This is a genomic window from Nocardia vinacea (genome assembly GCF_035920345.1).
GTDB lineage: Bacteria > Actinomycetota > Actinomycetes > Mycobacteriales > Mycobacteriaceae > Nocardia > Nocardia vinacea_A.
The window spans coordinates 2,599,507-2,611,603 of sequence record NZ_CP109149.1; the positions used below are offsets into that span (position 1 = coordinate 2,599,507).

Genomic DNA, 12,097 nt, shown 5'->3' on the forward strand with positions numbered 1-12,097 from the left:
CCCCGCGCGGACATGATCGACAATGGGGTATGGCGACGGTGCTGCTGGGGGGCGACGTCATGGTGGGCCGCGGTGTGGATCAGATTCTCCCGCACCCCGGTGATCCGACGCTGCGCGAACGGTGCGTCGAGGATGCGCGGACGTATGCGGAACTGGCGGAGCAAACAAACGGTGAATTTGCCCGTCCTGTGGATTTCGGCCACCCATGGGGTGACGTCCTGGCGATTCTTGCTCAGCTCGCCCCGCAGGTACGACTGATCAATCTGGAAACCGCGATCACCGGCGGCGGCGCGTTCGCACCGCTCAAAGGCATCCACTACCGCATGAACCCGGACAATGTGCCGGTGTTGACCGCAATCGCGCCGGTCGTGTGCGCACTGGCCAATAACCACATTCTCGATTTCGGTATTCGCGGTCTCGCGGACACGCTGGCGACACTCGATACCGCAGGCATCCAGCGCGCCGGAGCGGGCGCGGATTTCGACGATGCCCGGGCCCCGGCGATATCGGAACTCGATGACGGGCGACGAGTGGTAATCGTCTCGGTCGGTGCGGGATCGAGTGGGATTCCGCAACATTGGGCGGCTCGCCGTGATCGGCCGGGGCTGTGGTGGATCGGCGATACACCGAATATTCGTGCCGCCGACGAAGTGGCGGCAGAAGTGTTGGCGCACAAGCGCAATGACGATATCGCGATCGTCTCCGTACATTGGGGGCCCAATTGGAGTTACCGGGTGCCAATGAGCGAAAGGCAGTTTGCGCATCGGTTGATCGATGCCGGGATCGACCTCGTGCACGGGCATTCCGCACACCATCCGCGGCCGATCGAGATCTACCGGGGCAAACCGATTCTGTACGGGTGCGGTGATGTCATCGATGATTACGAGGGCATCCGCGGCTACGAGCGTTATCGCCCGGAGCTTCGCTTGCTATATCTGGTTTCCCTCGATCCTGGCGTGATGGAAACGCGAATGATTCCACTGCGGATCCGGCGCATGCGCCTGCAATCGGCCACGCACAACGAATCTCAATGGCTGTGCGAGACGATCGAGCACATCAGTCGCGAATTCGGCACCCGGGTCGCATCGCGGCCCGACGACCTACCGGTGGTGTTCAAGACCGCACAACACTGAGGTGGCGGCGGAACCAGTCGCGGGCCAGATCCGCCACCTGTTCGAGCGCACCGGCCTCCTCGAACAGGTGCGTCGCACCGGGCACGACGTCGATCTCACTCGGACACGGCATCCGCAACTGGGCCTCGCGATTGAGCTCGAGTACCTGTCGATCGTTGCCGCCGACGATGAGCAGTGTCGGCGCGCTGACGTGCGCCAGCCGCGGACCGGCCAGGTCGGGGCGGCCGCCGCGGGAGACGATGCCCGCGATCTCGGTGCCGGGTTCGGTGGCCGCCCACAGTGCGGCACCGGCACCGGTGCTCGCCCCGAAATATCCGGCCGGAAGCCCACTCAGGACCGCCCGCGTGCGCAGTCCGCGGGTCACCGCGACGAGACGCTCGGCGAGCAGCTCGATATCGAAAACCCGTGCACGGTCACCTTCCTCGGCCGCGGTCAGCAGATCGACGAGCATGGTTGCGAGTCCGGCCCGATTCAGCACATCGGCGACCAGCCGATTCCGCGGACTATGTCGGCCGCTACCGCTGCCGTGCGCGAAAACGACCAGACCGGTGGAGTTCTCTGGGACGGCCAGTATCCCCGTCAGTCGGATGGACTCCGACGACATGATGACTTCCTGTGTCCGCGTCAAGGGATCGGATGCGGAGGGCGACATCGAACACCTCCTGGTATCCGGACTACCCGCCCGGCCGGTCATGTGCAAGCGGGCGATCAGGCGGGGGCTCCGTCGAGTACCTCGACCCGACCGGTGTCCAGGTTGTAGTAGGCGCCGACCACCGAAACAGCGCCACGTTCCACCATCGGCGCCAGGTCATTGTTGCGCCGCAGATCTTGTGCGGTCAGCTCGATCTGGATGCGGGTCATCGTCTCGACCGGGTCTTCACCCGGCGAGTCCATCCGCTCGTACGCCGGGCGCAGAGCCTCCACAATCGACTGCAGATTGCCCGGTAGCGGGGTTCCCTCACGCAGCGACTTGTATGCTGCGGCAACCGCCCCGCAGCGCTGGTGTCCGAGGACCATGATCAACGGGGTGCCACCGGTCATCGGACCGTACTCGACAGAACCGGTCACGACGGGGCCTACCGCGATGCCGCCGGTGCGCATCACGAACAAATCGCCGAGCCCGGTGTCGAACACCAGCTCCGGCGGAACGCGCGAGTCGATACACGCCAGTACGACGCCGTACGGCTGCTGGTTCCGGGCCAACAGCTCGCGTCGATCCGGATCGCGGTCGGGGTGGTCCAGATTGCCGTCGATCCAGCGCCGGTTGCCTGCCATCAGTCTGTCGAAGGCGGCCTTCGCCGTCTGCGGCGGTGCTTGGGTCGTAGGGACTTGCTCCGATGGCTGATCTCCCCCGCAACCCGCCATCACCGCGGTTGTCGCGGTCAGGGCGCCGACCAGAACTGTTCGGCGATCGAGCACACCCATGTTGTCACCTCCGCACTCGGTGGATCTCCAGCGTTACGGCGAAACGGTGCCACAGCAATTGCTGCAAGTATGCTCGCCGGTGAATCCGGGTTCCATCCGGCCACCGGGGCGCGCACAATGGAAACGCGATCAACACGCTCGTGAACGACGGATTATCGGGGAGCCTCGCCACAACACGCGATTCCACACACCATCTCCCAAGGTGAAAGCGTTCAACTATGTCCATACCCGCGAACGTTCGAATGCCGACGGTGCTCATTCTGGGGGCCGGATTCGGTGGGCTGGAATTGGCGGCTTGCCTGTCCGAGTCACTGCCCGGTGAGGTTCGGGTAATACTGGTCGACCGCAACGACGGGTTCACGTTCGGTTTCTCCAAGCTGGAGATCCTGTTCCGCGACCGGACCCCGGAATCTGTGCGCCTCAGTTACCGCGACCTGGTCCTTCCCGGAGTCGAGTTCCGGCAGGAGCAGGTCACTTCGATCGACCCGCAGACCCGCCACGTCGTCACCGACCGCACCAGCTACAACCCGGACTTTCTGGTTGTCGCGTTGGGCGCCGATTACGACCCGGCCGCTACCCAGGGGTTCGTAGCGGACGGTCACGAGTATTACTCGATCCACGGAGCTTGCCGACTGCGCGATCAGCTGGCCCATTTCGACGGCGGCAACGTTCTCATCTCGGTGTTGAGCGTTCCGTTCAAGTGCCCGCCCGCACCCTACGAATGCGCGATGCTGCTACACGAACTGCTGACCCGTCGTGGCATCCGCCACCGCACCCGCATGCACGTGCTCACCCCGATGGACTCACCCATCCCGGTCTCCGCGGACACCTCCGCGGCGCTTGTCGACGCACTCGCGCAACGTGGGATCGGCTACTCCCCGGGGCGGCGGGTCCACGCGCTCGACCCGGAGAACCATATCGCGGCCACCCACACCGGCGACCTCGCCTACGACCTGTTCATCGGCATCCCGACCCATTGCGTTCCGCCCGTGGTCGAGGCATCCGGGCTGACCGTCGACGGCGCCGATGGTTGGATCCACGTCGACCCGCGAACCCTCGCCACCCCGTATCCGGGCGTCTACGCCATCGGTGACTGCGCGGACGCGCCGGTGCCGCGCGCAGGGGTGTTCGCAGAGAACGCCGCCCGCACGGTCGCGGCGCATATCGCCGCGCAACTGCGCGGAACACCCTCGCCAGGAAAGTATCTCGGCCAGGGCTCCTGCTACATCGAATTCGGAGACGGTCTCGTCGGCAAGGTCGACGCCGACTTCCTTTCCGGACCAAAGCCGGTCGCGCCGTTCGTCGCACCCTCGACCGAATTGGCAGCCGAGAAGGCCGAATTCGCCGCCACGCGGATTCGGCGCTGGTTCACCGATCAGCGGACCGTGACCGGGAACTCCTGAATCAGGTTGTTACCCATGCCCTGGCGGTTCCAGAATTGCTCGGCCGGTTGCACATTTCCATCCGCGTCGGTGGCACGGCAGCTGAGTCGATACTCGCCCGGTCCCACATCCCAGGTGTAACTCCAACTGCACCAAGCGAATTCGGCGACGCTACGATCCAATTGGGCGTCCCGCCAGACGCCGTCGACACCGACCTCCACGCCGACCACGGGCGAGGTTCCGGACCACGCACGGCCGCAGAGAACGACGGCACCGGCCTCGACCGTGCGTCGCCGACTCTGGAAATCGGGAATGCCGGGCGGAATCATCAACGCACGCACCCTGATCCGCGACACCGGTAGCCCCGGATCCTCGGCGTCGCGTTGGTACCGATAGGCCGCCGTCTGTTGGAATCCGGTGAAGGGCCGGTCGACGACTTCGATATTCCGCAGCCATTTGACGCTCGTCATGCCGTACCACCCGGGGACGAGCAGCCGCAATGGAAAGCCGTGCTGCGGCGGAAGCGGTGTGCCATTCATCTCGTAGGCCAGCAGAACTTCGGGTCTGCGGCATTCGCCGATGGGCAGGGAGCGTTGATAGTCGTGCTCCACATTGTCCTGGAATCCGCGATCAGCCCCGGTGAATACGACCTCGACCGCCTCGTCCCGGATACCGCAGCCGTCGAGAATCCCACCGAGTGCGGTGCCGGTCCATACCGCCGTGCCGATCGCCTCGAGACCCCACGGTTGGCTGATGTTGCGCGGGTCCATCCCGGTGCGTCCGTTACCCGCGCATTCGAGGGTGACCGGAATCGTCGTCGCCGGTCGCGACCTGATGTCGTCGAGCGATAGCTCCAGTTCGCGCTCGACATTCCCGGTAACCCGCAGCCGCCACGACGATGCGTCGATCTCCGGGATATCGAAATGAATCAGCAGGTAGTGCATGCCGATGGGCGTGACGTCGTACCGCATGCCCTCGAGTTGCATGCCGTGGTTGCGCGTCGCCAGCGCGAGCTCGTCGAACCGGACGCCCTGCGCGCGCGAGACGAGTTCGGTCATCGGCTCGGGCTGTTTCTGATCGAGATGGAACAGGCTGTCGGGGTCAGTATAGGACTGCTCGGACGGGTGCCAACAGCGCCGGAAGCTACAAATGCGCTGCGCTGAATCCCACTGCGGCACCGATGAAATCGCCGTAGCGGGCGTGCGCCCCGGGGTCGGTGCCGGCGCCACAGACCGGGTCGCCTGCCGCGCAGAATTCGGCGGTGCGGTCGGAGTACTGGTCGGGAACGCTCCACCCGATCGAGCGCAGCGGGTCGCCGAAGAGCAGGACGACGGCCACGCGGTCGACGAGATCGCCGGGCAGTTGCACCACCCCCGGCAGCCCGGTGAAGATACCGGTGCCGAGCGCGGCATGCACGACGCCCGCCCCCAGCGAGTAGCCGGCGAGTATGAACTGTTCATCCGGGCAGGCCGCGGCTAGATAAGCGACATGTGCGACCAGATCGGCGCTACCCGCGCTCACATCCGTCAGATTCGCGGAGTAGTTCACCGAATACGCATGCACGCTCACCGGTAATGCCTGCCGCATCGCGTCGTACAGCGGATCACCGACGAAGGTTCCGAGGTACCCGGGTTCCTGGGCTCCCCTCGCCACGACCAGATCCACCGCAGCACACGATTGTGCTGCGGCATGCGGACCGAGCACGGCACTCGCCGCGATCGCCAAGACCGCGAATGCCGATGCAATCGGCCACTTTTTGAACAGAACCACCTTTCGGTCGCCCATTTTCCTCACCTCTCACGCCGTTGTGAGAAGTGCTTCCGCAGCCTCACGTCATTGTGAGACGTCGAGTGACACTTGTCAGAGACAAGTCTCAATGTACTCCGCTACGCGGCACATGGACGACGACAGTCGGCCGACTCGGGAGCGGTATTGCCCGAGCCGGCCGACTGTTTCAGCAATCTGATGGGTCCGGAATGATCAGCCCGGCAGACCCGCCTCGATGGCTTCGATGATGCGGGGGCGCAGTTCGGCGGCGCGGATGATGGCGTCGACCGAACCGACCTCCACGGCGCGCTGAATGTTGTGCACGCGGTCGAATTCCGCCGCGACCTCGCCGAGTTTCTCCGTTCGAATCGACGACCGGACCTCGTCGCGTTCCGCCGTCAGAGCCGCACGGTCGGCGCCCAGCGCGTTCGCGGCACGTGCCTCGAGATCCCGCACTCGCTGATCGGCTGCCGTACGGGCATCGACCTCGCCGGAGAACACCACCGCGGCCGCTGGGGCGCCGCCGAGCACCGAGGCGAACGAGCCTTCCAGCGCGAGCACGGTCATATTCGGGTTGAGCAGCTTCGAGAACACCACGAACGCGCCGCCGTGATAGCGCGAGATCACGCAGAACACGATGGGGCCCTGGAAGTTCACGATCGCGCGGCCGATCTCTGCACCGTACTCGAGCTGCAACTTCCGCATCGATTCCGGCGAACCGTCGAAGCCCGACAGGTTCGCCAGCACCACGAGCGGCCGATTGCCGCTGGCCCCGTTGATCGCCCGCGCGGCCTTCTTCGACGACTGCGGGAACAACGTGCCCGCCGTATAGGTGTCCGGGCCGTCGGTGGACGGGTAGCCGCGGCGCGGTACTCCCCTGGACTCGATGCCCAGCAGGCACACCGGCATACCGCCGAGCCGCGCGTCCTGCACCACGGCCGTCTCGGCGTCAGCCATCCCCGCCCAGCGTTCCAGCACCGGGTGGTCCTGATCGGCCACCGCCCGCATCACGGTCCGGATGTCGAACGGCTTCTTGCGGTCCGGGTTCGCCGTGGCGGAGAAGATCTCGCCGACCGTGGTGAAGTCGCTGCCCGCCACGACATGCGGGAAGTCGGAGACGTCGCGATCGATGGGGTCGCTGGTCCGCGACCGCCGCGGCGACTGCTCGCCGGGCGCCACATAGGTGTGGTCGTAGTGCGACATCAGCACCTCCCGCGCGGCGTGCAGGTTCGGCGCCCAGTACTGCGCCTGCCCGTTCGGGCCCATCACCCGGTCGTAGCCGCCGATACCGAAATTGTCCTCGGCCGACACACCACCGGAGAAGTCCAGCGCCTGTTTGCCGGTGAGCACCATCGCCGAATCCGGCGTCATCACCAGGATGCCCTTGGTGTGCATGAGCATCGTCGCCTCGGCGTTCCAGTACGGCTGCGCGCCGACGTTGATGCCCGAGACCACGATGTTGATCTCGCCGCCGTCCTGGGTGAATTCGACGATCCGCTTGAGCGCCGCCGCCACCCAGTCCATGTTCTCGGTGCCGGACTGCATCGAGATCCGGGCGCCGGAGGACAGCGCGTACCACTCCAGCGGCACCTGCATCTGTTCGGCCAGGTCCATCGCGGCGATTACGCGGCGGCACTCCGGTTCCGAGAGCGCGCCGAGCGATTTCGTCGGATCACCGAGCAGCACCACCCTGGTGATGCCGTCCGGATACTGCTCGGTCGGTGTGGTGACCACGCCCGCGACGATCGCGGCCTTGTTACGTCCCTTGGGCCGGTCGACCGGGACGAGCGTGTGATCGGAGTCGAGGTCGTACTCGGCGAACTCACCGAGCAGGCCGGTCAGTTCGTACGGGTACACGGTGTTGCGGCTACTGGCCCGCAGCACTTTCTGCCGGTACTCGTCGATCGGCTCGACCACCTCGCCGGACCGCTCACCGATGGTCACCTCGGTGCCGCCGGTAGCGTCGAACGAGATGCGCACGGCGACCTTGATCAACTCACCGGACCGCCGGTCCCGGTGCCGTGCGATGAGCAGGATCTCCTCCAGCCCGGCACCCGCGCTCGTCGGCCGCACCCGGTCGACGATCGTCTCCAGCTCGGCGCGGGTCATCTCGACCGGCGGCCAGATGTACATCACGACGCGGTTGGTGTGGAACCGCTTGGCCGACGGCCGCTGCGACTGCGCCCGGCGGATCGAGTCGAGGCAGGAGGCGATGGTGCTCTCGGCCGTCGGCAGCGCCAGCAGCCTGCCGTCGTGCTCGCGCAGCGCGGCCAGGTCACGCACCTGCGCGAATGCGACGAGACGCTCGTCGGACGCGTTGTCCTTCGCGATGCACCGGAACAGGTAGATCTCCTCGTCCGAGGACGGGAGCCGGGTGAGGTCGAACTTGCGCAGCCGCTTCATCTGCATCCGCTCCGCGATGTACGGATGCAGGCCGCGGATCAACCGCTCCTCGGCCATGCCGGTGGCGGACGGGCGGAAGGTGAAGTGGTGGTGCATCACCGCACCGCCGCTGCCCGCGACGGTGGCGGTGATCCGGTGGATCTGGTTCGGCAACGGCCGAGCACCGAGCACTTCCTGCAGTGCGGCCGCCATCGCGTCGAAGTCCTCCGGCTGCTTCTCCCAGCTCAGATAGATGTCGACCTCGATGGACGCGGCCACACTCGTCAGTTCGGTGAGACCACGCAGCACGGTGTCGAGCGCGTCGAAACTCACCGCCGCCGATACCAGGCTCAGGCCCCGGCGCTCGGCGATCACGAAGGTGCACCCGCCGACCTCGCGGGTGTGCACACCGGCCAGACCTTTGTTGCCGTAGTACCGACGGGTCAGCACCTCGAGCATGGCCGTGTTGTCGGCACTGCCGCGCACCAACCGCTGCCCGAGCAGCCGCACCAGCGGCTCGGTGCTGCGCACCATCTCGGAGATGCGCTCGGGGCGATCGGGGGTTTCCGGGTGCGCGTCGAGGTGGCTCAGCTGTTTACGAACATTGGTGTAGACGCGGGCGCGGTTGCGCCGCAACAGCGGCTGGCCGAACCAGGAATACACCAGACCGCGGGTGAGGTCGGAGATCACGGGGAAGCGCACCTGCGTCGCGGCCACCAGCCGCTCCAGCGCCAGACCGACCGGCTCGCGCAGCGCCCGGTCCGGCACCGGCTCGCCCAGCCACTCGCGCAGCAAGGTGGTGATGACCGTGACGGTGTCGGACGGCCGCTGCTGGGCGAGGAAGATCCGGAAGACGGCGGCTTCGAGCTCCGGGGAACGATCCAGTTCGGTGACGCCGTAATGCCCGAGCGCCTTGGCAAGCTTGGCCTGGTACGACTCCGGCAGCCCGGCCCGCTCGACATCGAGGCTCTGCAGGTAGGTGTGGAAGTACTCGCGGGCGCTGTGAACGTGGCCCTGGATGCCGTCCTCGTCCCACGACCGGTTGTGGCTCAGTTCGGACAGGTCGGAGAACACCTGCACGAGTTCGATCTCGTCGGCGAGGGGCCTGCGGTTGTCCGCGATGGCCGCCCGGCGCACGGCGAGGTAGTGGTCGAGCACGCGGCGCTCGTTATGCGGGTCGACGTCGAAGCCGAGCAGCAAGCTGCGCAGGTCCTGCAGGCTGCGGGCGGTGCCCTCGTACGGTCGGTCCGCTGCGGGCTCGTCGGGCAGGTCCAGTTCGACCGACGCGACCTCCTCGGCGTCCGCGGCCTCGTCGTCCTCGACGAGCGGCTCCAGCCGCATCAGCGGCGCGCCGGTCTCGACCTGGGTGCCGACGGTAACAGCGCATTCCTTCAACCGAGCCCGGAACGGCGCGCGCAGCACCGTTTCCATCTTCATGCTCTCGAGTACCAGCACCGGTGCGCCCGCCTCGACCTCGGCACCGACCTCCAGCGGCGTGGCAACGACCAGCGCGGGGGCGGGCGAGCGGACGACGCCACCCTCGTCACGGTTGATCCGATGGGTCACACCGTCGACATCGACCAGATGTATCGGCCCATGCGTGCCGGTGATCACGCGGTAGCGGACGCCGTTGACCACGATCTGCCCGGTGTGGCGGTCGAAACGCTCGAGATCAATATCGGCGGCACGCATCTCGCCACCCGCTTCGATGCCGACGCGGAACCGGTGCGCACCGATCCGTGCCACGCGCACCCGGTATCCGACGCCACGCAACTTCAGGTCGTGCGGGCGACCGCTCTGGTGCTGCACCTGGGGCCGTCCACCGGCCGCCGTGGACAACAGCCGGTGCCGCTCGACCCGCTCGTCCTCTTCATAGGCATCGATGGCGGCGACGGCCACCGCGACCGCGGAGTGTTGATGCGATACGAGGCGTCCCTCGGCGCGAACACGGTCGATCCAGCCGGTGTCCGCGCTGGCGTCGATCACCTCGGGCTGGTTCAGCAGATCGAGCACGAAGCTCTTGTTCGTCGCGCCGCCCTCGATGACGACCCGGGTCTGCGCCATTGCCCGGCGCAGCCGGCCCAGCGCTTGCTCGCGGTCTCGTCCGTAGGCGATGATCTTGGCGATCATCGAGTCGAAGTCGGCGGGAATTGTGTCGCCCTCGCTGACACCGGTGTCGACTCGAATGCCCGGCCCGGCGGGCAGATCCAGCCGGGCGATGCGGCCTGGAGCGGGCGCGAAGTCGCGGTCCGGATCCTCCGCGTTGAGCCGGGCCTCGATCGCGTGCCCGCGCTCGGCCGGCGGTTCGCCCTCGAGCTTGCCGCCCGATGCCACCAGCAGCTGCGCCCGAACCAGGTCGAAACCGGTGGTGTACTCGGTGATCGGGTGTTCGACCTGCAGTCGGGTATTGACCTCGAGGAATGCGAACAGCTCGTCGCCCGGGTGGTACAGGAATTCGACGGTCGCCGCGCCGCGATACTCGACCGCGATCGCCAACCGCTCAGCCGACTGCTTGAGCTCGGCTGCCTGCTCGGGGCGCAGCACCGGAGACGCCGACTCCTCGATGACCTTCTGATTGCGCCGCTGCACCGAGCAGTCGCGGACGCCGAGCGCCCACGCGGTGCCTTGGCCGTCGGCGATCACCTGGACCTCGACGTGCCGGGCGCCGGTCACCAGCCGTTCCAGGAAGACCACGCCGCTGCCGAACGCACGCGCGGCTTCCTGACGGGTGCGCTCGTAGGCATCGACGAGCTCGGCCTCGTTCGTGACGACCCGGATACCCCGGCCGCCGCCACCGGCGGTCGCCTTGAGCATCAGCGGGTAGCCGATGTCGGCGGCGGCCGCGAGGGCGGCGTCCACGGTCTCGACGGCACCGCGGCTCCACGGCGCGACAGGCACGCCGACTTCCTCCGCGATCAGCTTCGCACCGATCTTGTCACCGAGCTTGCGCATGGCCTCCGGACTGGGGCCGATGAAGGTGACGCCGATCTGCTCGCACAGCTCGGCGAATGCCGGATCCTCGGCGACGAAACCCCAACCGACCCATGCGGCGTCGGCCTTGGTCGTCACCAGAGCGCGCTCGAGCGCCTTCAGATCCAGATACGGACGCGCGGACGCCGGACCGAGGTCATAGGCGATATCGGCCTCGCGCACGAATGTCGCGTTCCGGTCGACATCGGTGTGCAAAGCAACGGTTTCGATCGGTCGCCCGGTCTCCGCGGCCAGATCTCGGACGGCATGGATGAGGCGCATAGCGGCCTCTCCCCGGTTCACGATGGCGATGCGGCTGAACACGCGCCAACTCCTTCCACTCCACAGCACTGGCCCGGTCGGGCGACGGTTTGCGACTGCCGGTCCGGCGTAGTTTGCACTCCTACTGCGCCCAAGTACACAGCGTCAGGTGGTTACCCGCGCGTATCGTGGGAAATTCCTCATTTATGTCTATGACACTAGTGGCGGAATTCCTCGGTCGACAGGCTTCCAGTACCGTACCCGTGATCGAGTCGTAGCCGAGTCGCGTGTCGATCAAAGCAATCAAACGAGAGGGAGCGTCGATTCGCGCCCGACCATCGTCAGATGCGTTGACCGGCAACCTTTTCTCTCGGGTTCGAGCGCAGTGTGGGAGGTGATCTGGGTGGCCGACATTCTCGACGTACTGCATGCGCGCTGCGCCGAGGTCGCGGGCGAGGCGATCCTCTCCGGCGAGGAGCACCCGAGCCTCACCCTGACCACACGTGAGGTGGCCGACCTGCTCAACCATCTGGCCGACCTGCGCCGCCGCTACCACGACATCGACCTCGCCTACCGCGAACTCGACCACCGCTACACCGTGCTCCGCCGAGCGACCGGCGATGCGACGGCGTCATTGGATCGGATCCGTGCCACGCTGGCGCAGCGGACTGCGCACCCGGAAGCGCTTACGCGCCAGGCCTGCACGATCGCCCGGTTCGCTGCCGAGAACCTCAGCGCCGCGAGCATGGACTCCGAGACGACGTCGGGCCCGTGATG

The 12,097-nt window shown here is 66.6% G+C and carries 7 protein-coding genes and 1 pseudogene; 3 read left to right on the forward strand and 5 right to left on the reverse strand.

Going from position 1 to position 12,097, the window contains the following annotated elements; genetic code table 11:
- The first annotated feature begins 29 nt into the window (after positions 1-29).
- On the forward strand, positions 30-1,133 hold the full coding sequence (locus OIE68_RS12280; RefSeq protein ID WP_327099504.1) for a CapA family protein: 1,104 nt from the start codon (positions 30-32) through the stop codon (positions 1,131-1,133).
- On the opposite strand, the pseudogene OIE68_RS12285 reads toward OIE68_RS12280, so the two are convergent.
- Both OIE68_RS12285 and OIE68_RS12290 read right to left on the reverse strand, forming a co-directional pair.
- Positions 1,114-1,767 (reverse strand): annotated as a pseudogene (locus OIE68_RS12285) (dienelactone hydrolase family protein); the annotation flags it as partial. The gene OIE68_RS12280 and the pseudogene OIE68_RS12285 sit on opposite strands and share 20 nt — an antisense overlap.
- Positions 1,768-1,841: 74 nt before the next feature.
- A complete protein-coding gene (locus OIE68_RS12290; RefSeq protein ID WP_327099505.1) occupies positions 1,842-2,558 on the reverse strand; it encodes a carbonic anhydrase in 717 nt (238 codons plus the stop codon).
- A 218-nt stretch (positions 2,559-2,776) separates the two neighbouring features.
- Between OIE68_RS12290 and OIE68_RS12295 the strand changes: the two genes are divergently transcribed.
- On the forward strand, positions 2,777-3,961 hold the full coding sequence (locus tag OIE68_RS12295) for an FAD/NAD(P)-binding oxidoreductase (protein WP_327099506.1): 1,185 nt from the start codon (positions 2,777-2,779) through the stop codon (positions 3,959-3,961).
- Here the strand turns inward: OIE68_RS12295 and OIE68_RS12300 are convergent.
- The 3 genes from OIE68_RS12300 to OIE68_RS12310 all read right to left on the reverse strand — a co-directional run bounded on the left by OIE68_RS12300 (position 3,934) and on the right by OIE68_RS12310 (position 11,383).
- A complete protein-coding gene (locus OIE68_RS12300; RefSeq protein ID WP_327099507.1) occupies positions 3,934-4,998 on the reverse strand; it encodes a sulfite oxidase in 1,065 nt (354 codons plus the stop codon). The genes OIE68_RS12295 and OIE68_RS12300 overlap by 28 nt on opposite strands.
- An 85-nt stretch (positions 4,999-5,083) precedes the next feature.
- Positions 5,084-5,725, reverse strand: coding sequence for a cutinase family protein (locus OIE68_RS12305; protein ID WP_327099508.1), 642 nt, complete (start codon positions 5,723-5,725; stop codon positions 5,084-5,086).
- Positions 5,726-5,920: 195 nt separating this feature from the next.
- Positions 5,921-11,383, reverse strand: a complete 5,463-nt coding sequence (locus tag OIE68_RS12310; RefSeq protein ID WP_327099509.1) for a carboxyl transferase domain-containing protein — start codon at positions 11,381-11,383, stop codon at positions 5,921-5,923.
- Between the two features lie 340 nt (positions 11,384-11,723).
- On the opposite strand from OIE68_RS12310, the gene OIE68_RS12315 reads away from it, so the two are divergent.
- Positions 11,724-12,095 (forward strand): hypothetical protein, encoded by a 372-nt coding sequence (locus OIE68_RS12315; protein WP_327099510.1) that lies wholly within the window; start codon positions 11,724-11,726, stop codon positions 12,093-12,095.
- Positions 12,096-12,097 lie beyond the last annotated feature (2 nt).

Bases quoted from the DNA above. Each gene is read 5' to 3' on its own strand.
- OIE68_RS12305 (WP_327099508.1), bottom strand. From the start codon at position 5,725: ATGGGCGACCGAAAGGTGGTTCTGTTCAAAAAGTGGCCGATTGCATCG.
- OIE68_RS12290 (WP_327099505.1), bottom strand. From the start codon at position 2,558: ATGGGTGTGCTCGATCGCCGAACAGTTCTGGTCGGCGCCCTGACCGCG.
- OIE68_RS12300 (WP_327099507.1), bottom strand. From the start codon at position 4,998: ATGACCGAACTCGTCTCGCGCGCGCAGGGCGTCCGGTTCGACGAGCTC.
- OIE68_RS12280 (WP_327099504.1), top strand. From the start codon at position 30: ATGGCGACGGTGCTGCTGGGGGGCGACGTCATGGTGGGCCGCGGTGTG.
- OIE68_RS12295 (WP_327099506.1), top strand. From the start codon at position 2,777: ATGTCCATACCCGCGAACGTTCGAATGCCGACGGTGCTCATTCTGGGG.